The sequence below is a fragment of the Mycobacterium sp. IDUB_9 genome (genome assembly GCF_055419505.1).
This window is the reverse complement of sequence record NZ_JBVAXU010000011.1, coordinates 1-14,679: the sequence shown is the minus strand read 5'-3', so window position 1 is coordinate 14,679 and position 14,679 is coordinate 1. Positions and strand designations below refer to the sequence as shown.

At 64.1% G+C, this 14,679-nt stretch carries 22 protein-coding genes; 8 read left to right on the top strand and 14 right to left on the bottom strand.

Going from position 1 to position 14,679, the window contains the following annotated elements; translation table 11 throughout:
- The first annotated feature begins 58 nt into the window (after positions 1 to 58).
- Positions 59 to 286 (top strand): ribbon-helix-helix protein, CopG family, encoded by a 228-nt coding sequence (locus ACZY08_RS29175; RefSeq protein WP_463748099.1) that lies wholly within the window; start codon positions 59 to 61, stop codon positions 284 to 286.
- Positions 283 to 585, top strand: a complete 303-nt coding sequence (locus ACZY08_RS29170) for a toxin (protein ID WP_463748098.1) — start codon at positions 283 to 285, stop codon at positions 583 to 585. Before ACZY08_RS29175 ends, ACZY08_RS29170 begins: the two co-directional genes overlap by 4 nt.
- A gap of 54 nt (positions 586 to 639) precedes the next feature.
- Here ACZY08_RS29170 and ACZY08_RS29165 read toward each other — a convergent pair whose 3' ends face one another.
- The 9 genes from ACZY08_RS29165 to ACZY08_RS29125 all read right to left on the bottom strand — a co-directional run bounded on the left by ACZY08_RS29165 (position 640) and on the right by ACZY08_RS29125 (position 7,698).
- Positions 640 to 1,746, bottom strand: coding sequence for a helix-turn-helix domain-containing protein (locus tag ACZY08_RS29165; RefSeq protein WP_463748097.1), 1,107 nt, complete (start codon positions 1,744 to 1,746; stop codon positions 640 to 642).
- 391 nt (positions 1,747 to 2,137) lie between these two features.
- On the bottom strand, positions 2,138 to 2,260 hold the full coding sequence (locus tag ACZY08_RS29160) for a hypothetical protein (protein ID WP_272937799.1): 123 nt from the start codon (positions 2,258 to 2,260) through the stop codon (positions 2,138 to 2,140).
- A gap of 205 nt (positions 2,261 to 2,465) precedes the next feature.
- Positions 2,466 to 2,867 carry a hypothetical protein gene (locus ACZY08_RS29155; protein ID WP_463748096.1) on the bottom strand — a complete coding sequence of 134 codons (402 nt, stop codon included), beginning with the start codon at positions 2,865 to 2,867 and terminating at the stop codon, positions 2,466 to 2,468.
- Between the two features lie 218 nt (positions 2,868 to 3,085).
- Complete coding sequence (gene tnpB / locus ACZY08_RS29150; protein WP_463748095.1) at positions 3,086 to 4,480, bottom strand: IS607 family element RNA-guided endonuclease TnpB; 1,395 nt, start codon at positions 4,478 to 4,480, stop codon at positions 3,086 to 3,088.
- Positions 4,481 to 4,544: 64 nt separating this feature from the next.
- Positions 4,545 to 5,153: a hypothetical protein gene (locus ACZY08_RS29145; protein ID WP_463748094.1), complete on the bottom strand. Its 609-nt coding sequence runs from the start codon at positions 5,151 to 5,153 to the stop codon at positions 4,545 to 4,547.
- Complete coding sequence (locus ACZY08_RS29140) at positions 5,150 to 6,133, bottom strand: alpha/beta fold hydrolase (RefSeq protein ID WP_463748093.1); 984 nt, start codon at positions 6,131 to 6,133, stop codon at positions 5,150 to 5,152. The genes ACZY08_RS29145 and ACZY08_RS29140 overlap by 4 nt, the downstream gene beginning before the upstream one ends.
- Before the next feature lie 18 nt (positions 6,134 to 6,151).
- A complete protein-coding gene (locus ACZY08_RS29135; protein WP_463748092.1) occupies positions 6,152 to 7,006 on the bottom strand; it encodes a DUF6551 family protein in 855 nt (284 codons plus the stop codon).
- Positions 7,003 to 7,260 carry a hypothetical protein gene (locus tag ACZY08_RS29130; RefSeq protein WP_463748091.1) on the bottom strand — a complete coding sequence of 86 codons (258 nt, stop codon included), beginning with the start codon at positions 7,258 to 7,260 and terminating at the stop codon, positions 7,003 to 7,005. The genes ACZY08_RS29135 and ACZY08_RS29130 overlap by 4 nt, the downstream gene beginning before the upstream one ends.
- Positions 7,261 to 7,275: 15 nt before the next feature.
- Positions 7,276 to 7,698, bottom strand: coding sequence for a WhiB family transcriptional regulator (locus ACZY08_RS29125; protein WP_463748090.1), 423 nt, complete (start codon positions 7,696 to 7,698; stop codon positions 7,276 to 7,278).
- Between the two features lie 310 nt (positions 7,699 to 8,008).
- Here ACZY08_RS29125 and ACZY08_RS29120 point away from each other — a divergent pair, with 310 nt between their 5' ends.
- Positions 8,009 to 8,521: a helix-turn-helix domain-containing protein gene (locus ACZY08_RS29120; RefSeq protein WP_463748089.1), complete on the top strand. Its 513-nt coding sequence runs from the start codon at positions 8,009 to 8,011 to the stop codon at positions 8,519 to 8,521.
- A gap of 1 nt (position 8,522) precedes the next feature.
- Here the strand turns inward: ACZY08_RS29120 and ACZY08_RS29115 are convergent, their stop codons facing one another.
- On the bottom strand, positions 8,523 to 8,783 hold the full coding sequence (locus tag ACZY08_RS29115; protein WP_463748088.1) for a hypothetical protein: 261 nt from the start codon (positions 8,781 to 8,783) through the stop codon (positions 8,523 to 8,525).
- 140 nt (positions 8,784 to 8,923) lie between these two features.
- On the opposite strand from ACZY08_RS29115, the gene ACZY08_RS29110 reads away from it, so the two are divergent.
- The 3 genes from ACZY08_RS29110 to ACZY08_RS29100 all read left to right on the top strand — a co-directional run bounded on the left by ACZY08_RS29110 (position 8,924) and on the right by ACZY08_RS29100 (position 10,622).
- Positions 8,924 to 9,625, top strand: coding sequence for a hypothetical protein (locus ACZY08_RS29110; protein ID WP_463748087.1), 702 nt, complete (start codon positions 8,924 to 8,926; stop codon positions 9,623 to 9,625).
- A gap of 56 nt (positions 9,626 to 9,681) precedes the next feature.
- A complete protein-coding gene (locus ACZY08_RS29105) occupies positions 9,682 to 9,951 on the top strand; it encodes a hypothetical protein (protein ID WP_463748086.1) in 270 nt (89 codons plus the stop codon).
- Between the two features lie 212 nt (positions 9,952 to 10,163).
- On the top strand, positions 10,164 to 10,622 hold the full coding sequence (locus tag ACZY08_RS29100; RefSeq protein ID WP_463748085.1) for a hypothetical protein: 459 nt from the start codon (positions 10,164 to 10,166) through the stop codon (positions 10,620 to 10,622).
- Positions 10,623 to 10,939: 317 nt separating this feature from the next.
- Here ACZY08_RS29100 and ACZY08_RS29095 read toward each other — a convergent pair whose 3' ends face one another.
- Both ACZY08_RS29095 and ACZY08_RS29090 read right to left on the bottom strand, forming a co-directional pair.
- On the bottom strand, positions 10,940 to 11,233 hold the full coding sequence (locus tag ACZY08_RS29095) for a hypothetical protein (RefSeq protein ID WP_463748084.1): 294 nt from the start codon (positions 11,231 to 11,233) through the stop codon (positions 10,940 to 10,942).
- 569 nt (positions 11,234 to 11,802) lie between these two features.
- The gene (locus tag ACZY08_RS29090) at positions 11,803 to 12,120 is read right to left on the bottom strand and encodes a hypothetical protein (RefSeq protein ID WP_463781876.1); all 318 of its coding nucleotides are present in this window, start codon (positions 12,118 to 12,120) and stop codon (positions 11,803 to 11,805) included.
- Between the two features lie 34 nt (positions 12,121 to 12,154).
- Between ACZY08_RS29090 and ACZY08_RS29085 the strand changes: the two genes are divergently transcribed.
- Positions 12,155 to 12,997: a chemotaxis protein gene (locus tag ACZY08_RS29085; protein WP_463781874.1), complete on the top strand. Its 843-nt coding sequence runs from the start codon at positions 12,155 to 12,157 to the stop codon at positions 12,995 to 12,997.
- Between the two features lie 4 nt (positions 12,998 to 13,001).
- Here ACZY08_RS29085 and ACZY08_RS29080 read toward each other — a convergent pair whose 3' ends face one another.
- A complete protein-coding gene (locus ACZY08_RS29080; protein WP_463748082.1) occupies positions 13,002 to 13,340 on the bottom strand; it encodes a hypothetical protein in 339 nt (112 codons plus the stop codon).
- Between the two features lie 276 nt (positions 13,341 to 13,616).
- Here ACZY08_RS29080 and ACZY08_RS29075 point away from each other — a divergent pair, with 276 nt between their 5' ends.
- Positions 13,617 to 14,036 (top strand): hypothetical protein, encoded by a 420-nt coding sequence (locus ACZY08_RS29075; protein WP_463748081.1) that lies wholly within the window; start codon positions 13,617 to 13,619, stop codon positions 14,034 to 14,036.
- A gap of 103 nt (positions 14,037 to 14,139) precedes the next feature.
- Here ACZY08_RS29075 and ACZY08_RS29070 read toward each other — a convergent pair whose 3' ends face one another.
- Positions 14,140 to 14,502: a hypothetical protein gene (locus ACZY08_RS29070; protein WP_463748080.1), complete on the bottom strand. Its 363-nt coding sequence runs from the start codon at positions 14,500 to 14,502 to the stop codon at positions 14,140 to 14,142.
- Between the last annotated feature and the right edge of the window lie 177 nt (positions 14,503 to 14,679).

Here is a 14,679-nt window from a genome sequence, read left to right as displayed (position 1 = left end):
TCTGCGCAGCGACCCGCACGGTAGGACGAATCCTCCCACTGTTAGTACGATGCCTGGTATGCCGAAAGAAAAGGTGTCCGTCACACTCGACGGCGCAGTGCTGGCAGCCGCAGACAGCGACGCCAAAGCCGCAGGCCTCAACCGATCAGAGCTCATCGAGCAAGCCCTACGCCACGAGCATCTTCGAATTGCCTTGAAGAACTACACAACTCACACAGTGCCCGCACTGAACATCGACGACTACGCCCAGCAGATCTACCAAGCAAACCGAGCGGCCGGCCTGTGATACGACCAGGCGACATCGTGCCGCGCCGCGACACCAAGAACGAAATGTTCGTGATCGTCCTGTCCAACCCAATCCACCTGGCCGCCGAAACAGGCCGCGTGATCACCTGCCCCTACATTCCGGGCGAAATCCCCAATGCCACAATGGCAATGGTCGTCCCGGTGACGGATCCGGCCGGCGTCGCACTCCCCGAACTCGTCCAATGGCTCCCGGCCGCTGCACTCGACGAACCGATCGGCAACATCGGCCCCACCGCACTACACCAGACGACAAGCATGGTGACCGCTCTCATCTCCTAACCCCCGCACAAGCAGACTGTTCCCCACAACCCCAAGGCATCTCACCACTCACACCTACTCCGGACCGCGGGCCCGGCGTACCGCATCCTGCAACTGCGCGGCCTGACGTGCTGCCTCCGCGGTCCGCTTCCGGGCAGCATTGCGCGCAGCCTCCAGCGCCGCCTCACGCGCGGCGACGCGACCATCGCCACCGCCATCCGGACCGTTCGGCGGCGTGAGCTCGGTGGCCTGCCTCGCAACCCGGGCCGCAGCAGCGGCCAGTTCCTCGGCCGCGCGGGCTTCGTCGGCGGCGGCCGGCCGATCGTCGAGGTTCTCGGCACCGTGCCAAGCCAGAATCGCGCCCAACAATCCGATCGGCTTGTGCGGCGCGTCAGGGATACGACGTCCGGTGATGCCGATCCAGTCGGTGATCAGCTGGTTGAGATCACGTGCCGTCCAGCCGTGGCGAGCCGGCGCGGCCAGCATCGCAGCCCAAGCGTCCGCCGAGTAGCGCCTCGACCACGGTGGGGCCCCAGGATGGGCCCTCCAAGCCCGGGCCAGGGCCGAACCGTCCTTGTCCGGGCAACTGCGGCGCCCCGCGCCGCGACCGCGGGCGCCGGCAGGCGTCCGCTTGGTGGTAGTGAGTTCTCGTAAAAGCGAGCTTTTATAAGTAAAAAGAGACCCTACGAGGTGGGGTGACAAGCTGTTAATAAGTGGGGCCAACCAGGCACTATCGTGAAGCACCCACACCGATGCCCAACCCCGGCCACGATCACCGACACGCCACGACGCCAACCGCTCCGTCAGCGTCCGTTGCCGACCGCGCAAGATCTCGGTGGCCACCGACAACAACCGCAGCGCCTCGTTGGCCCGCTGCACCTGGCGCACGGAGAAACCCGTGGCTTCGGCGAGCTGGTCGTTGGTGGGACGGCAGTTACGGCCGGTGTCGTGGTCGGCGTAGCGCGCCCGCCCCGCGGCGATCGCCAGCAGTGCAGACTTGCTGATGCCACCGTTGCCCATCTGCGGCCGGATCTCGTCATAGTGCAAGTCATAGGCGATCGCCACGGTGAAATGCACCCAGCGGGCAGCCTTGCCAGTCCAGCACGGCACGCCTTTGTGGACACCCTCGGGGAGTTCCAGGTAGACGAGCTCGCCGTCCAGCCACACATGGCCCCGTGGCACCGGTTTACGGGCAGCGCGTCGTCGACGTTGCGCCGTTGGAAGCGGCCGGGTGCGGATTACACCGCGGCGACGTTTCGTGCGGCTTGTCCCCTGGTAGGGGCGCCGCAGATGCTCGGCCGCACCGGGCGGCCGAGCAGGATGGTGAGACGGTTGCGCGTCCTCTGGACCTTGCCGGAGGTGTGCGCTACCGTGAGATCTGTCCAGCAAGACAGTCCCTTCGGGGATAGGTGCGCGAGTCGCCTACGAGAAGTACCGAGCCGGCAAACTTGGCACTTCGTACTCGCAACGAACGTTTACCCTCGGCCCGCCAGCCGGGGGTGTTCGTCGTTATGGGGTGGTTATCGCGCGCTATTCAGATGTGCTGGGGCAGCGGGGAATTCACCCGCAGGTCCTATGCGCTGATCTGCAACACCTCCTGATTGAGTTCGCGGGCGAGTTCGGGCATTCCGGCCCACACTGCGAGGACGTCACTCATGTACTGGGACATGGAGCTGACGCCGGCCTCGATGCGCATTTCTTCCAGCTTTCGGTAAACGCGGTCGACCGGACGCACTGGAATTTTGTGACGGTCGCCTTTGTGCGGCTGTGGCATGAGTGTGACCTTGTCATTGCTAAGTGGATGCCGATTCGAGACACGCCGACAACGCGGCGCATTCAGCGCGAAAGTAACTACAGATCAACATGATTCGGTATCGAACGAGATCGACCGTCATCGCCGATCAGAAGCCGGCGACCACGGCGTCGAACTCCGGATCCGAACGCGGCCCGCAGTAGCGCCAACTCACCCACGCGTGATTCGCCTGCCGCACAAAGACGTCCTCAAGCTGCTTACCTATGCCGGGACCGCCGACGCGGGCGATGACACCGGCAGTCTCCAGATCGACCAGGAGAGGATGAATCAGACCAGGCAGCGGCGGCACCGCCACCGTATGGACACAGCCGCGGCATTCGAGGACCGCACCATAGCGATGCCCGGCGAAGGCCTGCGCCCACGAACAACTCGCGTCGACGAGCCGGACAGTGTGCCACGGAATCCCACACCGAGCAGCCAATTGCATCGTCGACAACGGCCGGCCCGCCTCACGGAGCTCGGCGGCCAGCTGGTCACGAGTGGCGGTCACGACCGCACTAGAATTCATGGCCATCATGCACTACATGTCCTTTCGATATTCAGGTATCGCGCTCTGTTGCAATGCACTTCGACCGAGCACGTGGAGGCCTCTGCCGAACGAGTCGTGATTCGCCTGCCGCACAAGACGCGCCATCGAAGGCACTGCCAATAGGCCACTGGCCGTTGAAGCTTTCCGTTGAGCGCAGAAAGCCTCAGCCGCGTGATTGCTCATGCGGCGTTGTCCTCGTGGGACTTCCCGTGGCGGTACCTGCTGCCAGCGGTGCTGGTCTTGTGCTGGTTTCCATCGGGCTCGTTTTCCGTCGCCCCGCAACTCGGGGAGGACGTAGCTGTAGCGCTGGCTGCGAGGGCGGCCAGGTTTGCAGCGGCGTTGCGGTCACGATCGATGCTGATCGAGCATGACTCGCAGTGATAGATCCGTTGGGAGAGGCTCAGTTTGGCTTTCACTGAGCCACAATTGGAGCAAGTTTTGGAGCTGGCGTAGAAGCGATCGGCCACGACGAGCGTGCCGCTACGGTCAGCGGTCTTGTAGGTGAGTTGGCGCCGGAGTTCACCCCACCGGGTCCCGCTGATTCTGCGTGCTAACCGGTGGTTGGCGAGCATTCCCGCAACGTTGAGATCCTCGATGACGACAGTCTCAAAGCGGTCAACCAGGATAGTCGTCATTTTGTGAAGGCCATCGGCACGGGCGTTGGCGATACGTGCGTGTCGCCGGTTGATCTGGGTCTGGGTACGCAGCCAGCGTGCTGACGGTGTCACGCCGGTTCGCTTGTCTCGGCCGCGGCGGCGGGCAGCTTGTCGTTGAAGCCGGCGGAGTTGCTTCTGAGCCTTCTCCAGGTGATTGGGATTGGGGACCATGCCATTTTCATCCGATACGCCTTGCACTGGCGTGGAAAGGACAGCGAGGTGGGTGATGCCGAGATCCACACCCACGACCGCGCCCGGCCGACTGTGCGGCCCACCGTGGCCAGCTGGGAGTTCGACGCTGAATGCCACGTGCCAGCGGCCGCGGTCGAAGTTGATGGTGGCGGACCTGATCCGCGCGGTACCCGCTTCGACACGACGCGCGAGTTTTCGTGTCGACTCGTGAGTCCGAATGACACCTATTTTCGGCAGCCGTATGTGCCGGCGATCGCGCTCGAAGAGGCCGAGCCCGCCCGTGGTGAATCGACAGGAGGGGCGGGCGCCTTTGCTCTTGAACCTGGGAAATCGGACAGTTCGGCCGCGGCGTCGACCTGCACGTGACGTTGACCAGTTGGAGAGGGCGGTGGCAAGGTTGGCGATGCCGTTTGCGTATGGCTCTTTGGAGTTTTCCGACCACCACGGCGCGATGTCGCTCTTGATTTGGTTCCACTGGTTGCGCAGCGAGTAGAAGGACCAGTTGAGCGCTGGGGTCAGGTCGGTGTCTGGGATGTCGTATGTGCGTTCGGCGGCACGCTGTTCGAGGTTGGCTTTCACCAGTGCGAGCATGTGGTTGTAGGCGAATCGTGCGGCGCCGCAGTGTGATCGCAGCTGTTGTTCCTGGGCGGGTGTGGGATCGAGAGCGAACCGGTAGGCCCGCACGGTCGGTGCGGCGTCGATCGCAGCGGCGGTCGGTGTGCTCACGCTCGGTATCTCCGGGTCCAGGTGCTGCGGGCCTGGTGCACGATCCACTGTCCGAAGCTCGGGGTCATGATGCGGCCGGAACCGTGATCGGCTGGCGGGCGGGTGTTCCGGTGAGATTGCGGATCGCGGTGTTGAACAGGCCGATGGCGCCGGCGTGGTCGGAGTTGTCGTTGTAGTCGGTGAGTGTGGTGTTCGGTGGCAGGGCTTCGCGGAGTGCGCGTTGGAGCCAGGCGAACGGGGTGCTCATTTCGTGGTCTAGCCAGGCTTGCTTGGTGCAGGTGTAGATGTCGTTGCGGCGCGGGTGCCAGTGTTGGTCGGCGATGTCGCGGGCGGCCTGGAGTACCTGGATGAGCGGACGCAGTTGGGGTCGCCGGTCGGGTACGGCTGCAACGATGTGGGGAGCTGGTGTGGGAGCGGCCGCGGCCTTATCGGCGCGGGCGGCCGCCGCGGCGGCCTTGGCTTCAGCCGCGTTTTTCGCGGAGATGGTGCGGGCGGCGTCGAGGCAGGCGGCGAGATCCTCGGCGAGCCCGGTGACGGTTTGGCGGGGCATGGCGACGGCACCGGCCTTGTCGATGTCGACGATCCAGCCGCGGTACCGCACTCGTGTCACGGCACCACTGTTGTAGGGGCGCACGTCGACGCCGTTGGGGTCTGCTGATTGGTGTGTATTCATATCGCCTCCAAGACTTTTGGCGTACCCAACGCATCAGTGATGGTGGGATGCGTCAGTGGTGTGAGGGTGCGCGCGATCGCGTCGACGACGAGGCGCGGCGCGTCGTGCAGGAGCATGTGTCCGCCGGCGGCTGCGTGCATGTGGACTGCCCCCGGGATGCCGGCGACCAGGTCGTGAGCATGGGCGACAGGGGTGACGGTGTCGGTGCCGCCGCTGACCACCACGGTGCGAGCAGCGATGGCGGCGAGCTCGTTATAGCGGTCGTAGGTTTGCAGGCTGGGCAGGAAGCCGACAGCGGTGGCCAGCGGCGTGCGTTGCATTGCGTCGGCCGCGGTCTCGACGAACGCGGCCCGTTCAGCACTGCCGAGACCGGCAAGGCGGCTGAATGTTCGGCATGCCGGCCGGATGAGTGACCGTACGGTCTGGTCGGCCCCGCGGTGCGGGGCGTGGTCTACGACGGTGCCGAGCATCCCGACAGCGGGGAGGCCGAGGAGTCGGCCAATGCCGCGCTGTGCGAGTCGGCCGGCGGCGGTGGCCACCAGGACGAGACCGACCGGGGTGACGGGCCGCCGCAGGGCCGGCAGCGTGAGGTAGGTGAGGGCGGTCATGCCGCCCATGCTGTGGCCGGCCAGTGTGACGGGCCCGGCGACGTTGAGGACGGTGAGTACTTGGGCGAGGTCGTCGGCGAGCTGCTCGATGCTGTAGGTGCGCAGCGGTGCTGCGGCGGATCGGCCGTGGCCGCGGTAGTCGAAGCTGACGATCCGCAGGTCCGGCCGCGCGCGGCGCAGAAGCCGGATCTGGATGCTCCAGCTGATCTGAGAAAGACAGAATCCGTGCAGGAGCACGACGGTGTGCCGGGTCGGTACGGAGCTCGGGTAGTCGGACACGGCCAGCGCGGTTCCATCCGCGCTGAGCACGTGCCGCTCGATCACGGGCGGGACGACGGCTACGTCACTGGTGCTGCCGGTTGCGGGGGCCATGATCTGTCACAACCGGGCTCAGGACGCTGCGGCCAAGGATGAGGGCCGGCGGACGCCGGCTTGCGGTGAGCGCTTCGTAAAGTCTTTGGGCTTATCGAGTTTGGGCCCTTTGGTGCGGTTGTAGGTGTTCACGATCACCAGGGCCGCAAGTTTCGGCAGGCTGCCGCGTTCGTATTCGCGGAGCGCGACGGCCTTGGCTTTGAATTGCCGTGGTGAGACGTCAACCATGGCGTCAGCCAGGCGCTCGACGTTGATTGTCTTGCCGTAGTGCCACAGCACCAACGCGGTGCCATGCACGAGGGGTGAGTCGAAGGCCTCGACCTCGACACCCCAGACCTCGGTGATCAGGCCGAGCGTCTCACGCAGGAGCGGCTGGCCACCGAGCTTGAAGACTTTCTCGCAGGTCGATACGCAGCGGACCGAACCGTTGGTCGGAGAATCCTCGACGCGCAGGCCGGCGTCTTCGACGATCGATTCGACTGCGAGAACGGCGGGGTCGCCGGCGCCGCGGCGAGCATTCCAGCGGTCCCATCCGGTGAGGCGGGTTCGTTTGGCGTCGATCTCGTAGAACAGGTGCGCCTCATCACGCGCGGTGAGTCCAGCGTGGATGTTGGCTACCAGTACGGCTTTTGGGTCGCGCAGCTTGGCCGCCGCGTAGCGGTGCTGACCGTCGACGATCGCGTACCGGGGCTGTTGGTCGGATCCGCGGTCGGAGACCTCGATGACCCCGATCAGTGGCGGCTCCCAGGATTCGGCAAGTCGCCGGGCCCGGGGCAGATCGAGTGGCCGCTGGTAGCTGTGGTCGACGAACAGTTCGGTGACGGTAAGCGCGGCGATGTAGGGCGCGGGACGGGTCGTAGCAGTGGTGGTCATGGCGTGGTTTCTCCTTGGCGCGGTTGGTTGACACGCAGGCCGGAGTCACCGGCCAGAAACTGGGGGAGTGGCTTGCCGAAGAATTCGGCGACAGAGATGACGGCGGTGTTGATTTCGACGCCGGCAAGGCTCAACAGCAGATCGCGTTTGAGCGTGGATGGGAGGCGATCCCAACAGGTATCGCACGGATTGCGTGGGTCGGAGACGGGCGTTCCGCATCCGCCTGTGCAGGTGTGGTGGAGGTTGGTGTCCACGGCGCTGTCTGCTCTTCAGGCGGCGGTGGCTGATCGGCGCCGGCGATGCGCGGTCGCGGCCGGCAGTTCGGGAGCCGGAGCGTGACCCAACTCGATCGACCGACGCTGCTCGAACTGGTCCAGGAGCTGCGCGTAGATCTTTTCGAGTGCTGCGGCCTTATCGCCCGGGAAAACGACTCCGCCCCACACACCGTGGGTCGCGCGACTGGCGACAGCGTTGTAGCCGCAGCGCCCGATGAACGGGCACGCCTTGCACATCCGCGCAGCCCGTTCACGGCTGCGGTCGTTGGAAAACCAGGGATCGTTGCCGGGCCCCGGCTTGGTGGCCGTGCATGGCCGAGGCTCCGAGGTCTCGAAAAGCCTCGTGGCCGGCACCTGACCGAAATCATCGGCAAGCCGAGCCGTAGGAGTGTGGCCGGTGTCAGAGTTCGTCGTCATGGTTCCCTCGATTCCGTGTGACGTCTCAACATTGCCCGGTATCAACCGGTATATACCGGGAACATACCAGACATACCGGTATCAAGCGGTATTTTGCAAAGGAGGTTTCCCGGAAGCCTTGGGGTAGAAATCAGCTTGATCACGCATACATGCAGTTAAGACGGGTCAGGCGATGGGCGCTGCAGGGTCGTCACAACTTTCAAACTGGGCGGTATTTTTCCCAGTTTTCGTGTCGGAGTGGCAGGGAATACCGGTCCTCTACCACAGAATCACCGGGAGATACCGGTCTATCAGGCATGATGTGGAGATCATGTCCTGGGAGAAGCTGGCGGTTGAGCTGCGGAGTCGCCGTCGCGCGCTCAATCTCACTCAGGCGGAAGTGCATCAACGAGGCGGACCTGCCGTCGAGACCCTGAGAAAGCTTGAGAACAATCGCTACGGCCGACTCAGTCAACGCATGCGCCTCGCGCTCGAGATCGCCCTCGAGTGGGAGCCGGGCAGCATCGACGAAACCTTGCGAGGAGGAACGCCGACCGAGGCGACCAACTCCCGAGTGCCGGAACCCACATCCAACGGCCCAGAAGGGTCCGCTGCAGCAGCCGGCGACCGTTTTGCGCTCGCTCGCCAAGTTCTGGCGATGAAGTCGACCTTTTCCAAACACCGCGATCAGATCGAACCCGGGGCCCGCGCGGACCTCATAAACGAAGTCACGCGATCAGCACGAGAAGCAGAGCAGGCAATCATCGCGTTATTGCCGTGGCTCGACGACTCGGAACGAGGTGAGGCGATCTCATTGCTCGCGGAGCTGCGGGCCGAGGTCTGATCTAGTGCCGACGGACCATGCGGCGGTCGGCGATGTTGATTACCTGGGCGAGTGGCCCTTCGGGCGCGGAATGGGCCACAACATTGTCGAGATCCTGGATGTGCGCGTCGAGCTCGGCGAGTACGTCTGCATCGGATCGGTTCGCTTCCGTATTTGCGATTTCGGCGAGTCTCATAAGGTCGTTGTCGATTTGGTCCAACAGGTCTTGGTCGATTTCGTTAAGTAACTCGTCGTCGAGATCGCTGCACTTGTCGTTGTCCATGGTTGTCGATGACACGTCGCCGCTCGCGGATGCGCCACATTCATAACGAATTGAGCTACGAGGTACGGCGTCTTCCAGCAGACGAAGCTCACCTCCGATAGCTGTCGCGCATGTCGGTAGCACGGTTGATAATCCAGAGCATGTTGGACGGATGGTGGCAGGAGCAAGTTGCCGGCGGCGATGCCCGGCCGCTTCCGGCTGTCTACGATCCGAACCTTCCCGAGCGGAGAGGTTCCGCGCCCGAGCAGCGTCAGCACCATTCGGTGGCCTCGCCGCGGAACGAGTGGGAGCAGTGGTGGCTCTACGCGCGAGGTGCCGCACGCCGGTTCGCGCAAGGCGTCAGTCCACCTGAGATCGAGGTTTTCGGGCCGGTTCTCGCGGCGGATGAGTTCGGTCTCCTGGAGGCCGATTTGTCGTACAGCCGGTTGTACGCGGCCGGTGATGGCGCCTATCAGAAGACCGGCATGTTGGTGGTTGGCCGGCCGGCGGTGATGGTTGGTGCGTTGGCGGTGAGTGCAGCGGTCAACCACCGTCGCAAGGTGGCAGCTCGTCGGGATGCGGAACAGCGGTGGCGCGATCACCAGCAAATCCAGGTGACCATGACGAACCACCGGCTACTGTGCAACACGCTCGATGCCGGCTTTGAGAGCTACTACTACGGCGGGATCACTGAGTTCTACCCGGATCTCGACGGTTGGCAGCTGACGCTGGCTTTTGATGGACAGGTCGCGCCCTTGCGGTTGGCAGGGCCTGCGGCGCCGGCGTTGTGTTTGTGGACGGCCACGGCGGTGCTGGGTGATCGGTGGACCAGAGACAGTCGTCTGGCAAAGCTCTTCGCTTGAGAGATTGGCGCTACTTGACTGCTGTGAGCGGCGGAAGTCGGCGGTAGCATCGGCCTATGGCGTCATCCATGCATATGTCAGCTTCGGATGCTGCTGGTGGTCTTGCTGCCGCTGCGGCCGCGCGAGGGTGCACAGCGGGTGCGGGGCTGCCTGCGCTGCCGTTCGGCACATACATCGCTCCTTACACCGCGGAGTTGGGGTTGCTCTTGGCGTCGGCGTCGGCGAATCTGGCAGCAAAGGTGGCATTCGGGTCTGTTACATCGGTAGCGAGTGTGACCTCGGTGGAAACGACCGAGGAACTCAGCGCAGGCGTGCTGACGACGTAGCGAGAGAGGCTTCTGGAGGGGGCGAAACAATGACCACGACATCGCCGTGGGCACCGCAGACCGGATCGGGGCCGGTTCAAGGTACGGCCGATCCGCGGCCCCTGTCGCCACCGCCTCCTAGCCAGAGCGTTCCACCGCAACCACCGGCTGCACCGCCGCCTTCCGTCACCCGACGCGACCGACGTCCCAGCCTGTGGGTGATCGTGCTCGCCATGGCCGTCCTGATGGTCGTCGCCGTGGCCGCCACGGCGGCCGTCACCTACGCGATCGCCCGGAACAGCGCCGCAGCCGAACCTCTACCAGCCTCAACGACCGCGACTCCCAGCGAGCCTCAATTCACCGCAGCCGAGCAGAATGCGGCGAAGGCAAGACTGTGCGGAGCTTTCGACAAGACAGCTCGGGGCCAACGAGGCCAGGGAGGTGTTGTGGTGAATGGCGAAGTCAACGTGCCGCTCGTCTTGCGGACTGTGAATAGCGTTGCGGCCGTTCAAAACACCCTGACTCCTGCACTATCAGATGAGCTATCCCGGGCTGCGCACCGTTATATCGATTCATCGCTCGACCTGACCGCCGCTGCGACGGGAAACGGGAGCGTCGATGACGTTAACCGGCTGACATCAGAATCGAACGATGCAACGTACGCGCTGGCCGATGCCTGCGGGCTTCGCTGATGGCGGCCGTCACTCCGAAGCCTCCGGCGCCGGATACTGTCGCTCCTAAGCAGTATTCGGACACTGCGCAGGAGCAGATGGGCCAGCTACTGAAGCGGTTCATTGCTGCGAAGCCTCCGAAGCCTGACTCTTTCGTGCCAGGTTGCGGGATGGCGAGCGGCGGTGACGTTCAGCTCCAGCCTGGTTTGTACACAGCGTCTCTGGTAGGTCCGGACGTATGGCCGACCGAATCAGAGACTGAGCTCGCTGCGTCCGCTGATCAGCTCGCGCAGCTCGCCAGTGACCACACGACTGCATCGGCTGAGGCGAAAAACCAATCAGATCAGGTCTTTTCGAACAGTTGGACTGCGGGCGACGGGGCAGAAGCTGCGCAGGCGCATTACTGGAGTGAACATCAAGCTCACGAGCATCTGATTGACGTTCTCACCACAGGCTCGGCCGGCATGCGTCGACTGGGCGAGGATGTCGGCCGCACAAAGCGACTCATCCGCGAAGCGCACGACACCGCGCACCGTGAGATCGAGGCTGTGCTGAAGTCGAACAACTTGGTGGTAGGAATCGCGGCCGTCGCACCAATCCTCACGACCTACCGCACTCAAATCAACGCACACGCAGCCGAACTACGAGGCTTCGTGACAACCGAAACGCAAAGCCTCTCAAATAAGTTCGGAACTCCAGAGACTCCGCCGAAGGGTGACGGCGGATTTGGTACCGACCCGTCGAGCGGCGGCGACCACCACCCTAGTAAGCCCGACTCGCCAGGCGGCGACTACGGCAAGGAGATGAGCAGCGGCGGGGGAAGCGGGCACGGCGCAAATGGTGCTGCGGGCTCTCCTTCTTCGTTCGGCAAAGACCTATCGACTCCAAGTCTTCTGCCAACACAACCATCTTCGCCGGCGTCTCCGAAGATGCCGTCGTTGCCGTCGGCACCGTCTGCGCCTGGTGGTGGCGCGTCACCGTTGAGTGGTGCGGCCAGTGGCGGGATGGGTCCGATGTCGGGATTGCTTGGTGGGGCGAATCCGGCTGGTATGGCGAGCAATGTGGGAAGTCCGGCGTCTTCTGTGCAGGGTCAGTCGTCGCAAGCTATGCGGGCCGCGTTTGGTGGTGATTTCGGGCGAGGTCTAGCTGCGGGGGCTAATGCTGCGGGTTCGATGCCTGTTACGCCGGCTCAGCCTGTTCCTCAGACTCCGGCATCGCCGTTGGCCGCGCCGATGGGTTCTGCGTCGCCGGCGGCCGCGCCTGCGACGATGAGTGCTCCTGCGGCGCCGGCGGTGTCGTCGGCTCCGGTGGCAGCTGGTGGTCCGATGGGCGTTCCGGCTGCTGGTGGTGGTCCAGGTGCGCAGATGACGTCGTATGGGTCGGTGTTGCCGCCTGCTGCGGGGGCTGGTGCGCCGGCGATGGGCGGTGGTGCGGTGCCTCCTCCGCCGCCGGGTGCGGTGCCTCCGCCTCCAGCGGGAGCTCCTGGCGCGACGGGCCTTCTGCCAGTGGGTGGGGGCATTGGTGGCGGTGGCCGGTTGGGTCGCGACATTTCGATGACGGATCTTGAGAGTGCGCGCAAGGTTGTCGCTGATTTGGCGGCGGCGTCGAGCGCGGTGTATCCGGGTCTGGAGTGGGCTGTGGGTGTGGCGCGCGGTGTGTCCGGTCAGCCCGAGTTGTGGATTGCGACGAACGAGGGTGCTGGTTATGTTCCGGCCGGCGTGTTTGTGCCGAGGTCGATGCCGTTGGCGGCGCGGTTCGATTCGACGTTCGATGCTCGGTGGTTTGGGTGGTTCAATCCGGCTGAGACTGTGTTGAGAGCGATCCAGGCCCGCGGTGATGCGGTGTCGGCGGTGGCGTCGACGTTTATGTCGCGGTCGGATCTGGTTGATGAGAGTGTCGCGGATGTGGCGGTCGGTGTGCCGGCTGCTGGTGGTCCGGATGAGGCTGAGGCGTCGCGGCTGGTGCGGAGTCGGTCGCATCGGTTGGAAACCGTTGCGCCAGGTCTGTATCTGGATTTGACGGGTGGGGATCCGGGTGCGGTGGATGCGTATGTGCGTCATGTGACTCAGCAGGCGGTGTTCAATTGTGGGCCGGAGTTGTCGCCGGCGGCTCAGGCTGTGGCGAGGGCTGTGGTGGCGGGTCGGTGGCCGGCGTCTGGTGAGTGGTCGGCGTTGCGTGATGAGTATTCGTCGGCACGGTTGATGGCGGGTTCGCAGCGGCCCGGTGTGATCGGTATTGAGGATCCGCAGCAGTCGGTGGCGTATCAGCGTGATTTCGCCGAGTGCCGGCGGCTGGAAGTGCTGAGCTGTTGGGAGAGTGGAACTCCGGCGGACGTGGTGTATGCGGCGTGGTGTGCTGGTGTGCCTACGCCGTCGTTCGCTCCGGTGAACGTGTAGTCGTTTATATTCGCGAGTCGCGGGAGATGGTCATTGGGTATTTCTGGTCGCCGCGGGTGTTGTACACCAGATGGCGAATTCGCTCCGGATTTTGGAATCCTTCTTTGATCAGCATTTCGGCCAGTTCGCCAGGCGTGCCGCCCTCGTAGCCGTAGGTGATGCCGTGGAGTTCGAGGATGTTGCCGGCGTCGTCGACGAACTTCACCATTTTCTCGCCATCGCCGGATTCGTTTTCGAATGTGAGGAGGGCGTGGTTCCAGGCGAGGAACTGGGGGCGTACGCGGTTGTAGAAGCGCCAGGACGCCCAAGTGTCGACGACGGCACCGCGATTGGTCAGCATCACGAGACATATTTTACGGAGGCGATTCGCCAGCAAGGGGTTTCACGGCGGCGTGGGCGTGTTTCGTATAGCGAGAAACAACAAGCCTGCATTGGTATCCGGCCAGGCATAAGTGAGGCCCCGGCGACGAGGGGTTTCGCCGGGGCCTCGGGAGCTGCGGCAAAGGGGACCAGCCGCTGCACCTCCAAAAAGTATGTGGAGGCCCGGCGTTACACAACAGTCAAGGCAAAGCAGTTTGGAAGTGGCTGGCACTATCACAGTCGGGGGAAGGTAGGGGACATGGTGAACAGTGGCAGTGAGGGCGCAGAGTCGGCCAGGCCGGGGATAGGCGCCGAGGCGGATAAGGCGTTGCGGGCATTGGTCGACGCGGTGGCCACCACGTACTTGGGGCAGCTTGCCGACTATCCAGCGGACACGGTGATTGCCGAGCAGCTCTGCGAGCGCGAGGATTTGGTGAGCATCGCTGAGCAGACGGGATGTTCAACGGTCGGCGAACTTAGTCAGTACTTGTTGCTGATGGCTGTCCGGCCTGTTGCAGTCTCTGCGTTGGGCGATGATGCACTGGGCCGAGTGACCGCGATGTTTTCGGCCGCGGTTGAGGGCATGGGCGATGGCCACGAATTCGCCGGCGCCGCTCGGGCCGCTTACGAGACCATCGCGATCGCAGGCGCAGAACGCGACCTGTCCGGTTCGGCGTAGCTGCTGGATACCTCGAGCGATATCTCATGAGATATTGCGATTGCGGGCCTTGGTCTTGGTCCTCATTACCCGTGGGTTGCTTCGCTGAGGGCCTCGGCGATGCTCAGGCGCTGCCGGTGATCGAACCCAGCGGGGACGAGCCATTCGGTGAGCAGAGGGTTAACTCGGCGCATGCGTCGGTGGCTGCATTCCACCCGTCTGGGTGGCGCAGGGAAGCTGCGGTAGAGCGGACCCAGGGCATTGCGCCGGCGTTGCCTGCGGGGGATGCGGTGTAGAGCAGCGCGGCCAGTGGCCGGCACGCCATGTTGGACCACAGTGCGACGGCGACGCTGCGGGAGCAGGCGTTGTTGAGGAGCTGGGCGGCGGCGTCGAGCGCCTCGGTGGGTGTGGCTAAGGCCAGGGTCGGGTCTGGCTGTGGTGAGCGGCGGAAGCGGCGCCAGATGCGGTCGATGACAGTACTTTTCATGATTTTCCCCCCGGATGTTCGATGAAATGTCGGTCATGCTCATTGACTCAGAGCGCGTCGGGTTGTGCGACAGCCATCGGCAAGTGGTTCGGACCAGGTTGTTTTGGGTGTGGTTGGGGGGTTGGTGTGGTGGTTAGTTTTGGTGGGTGAGTGGCGGGTCGGTTGGTGCGTATGTGG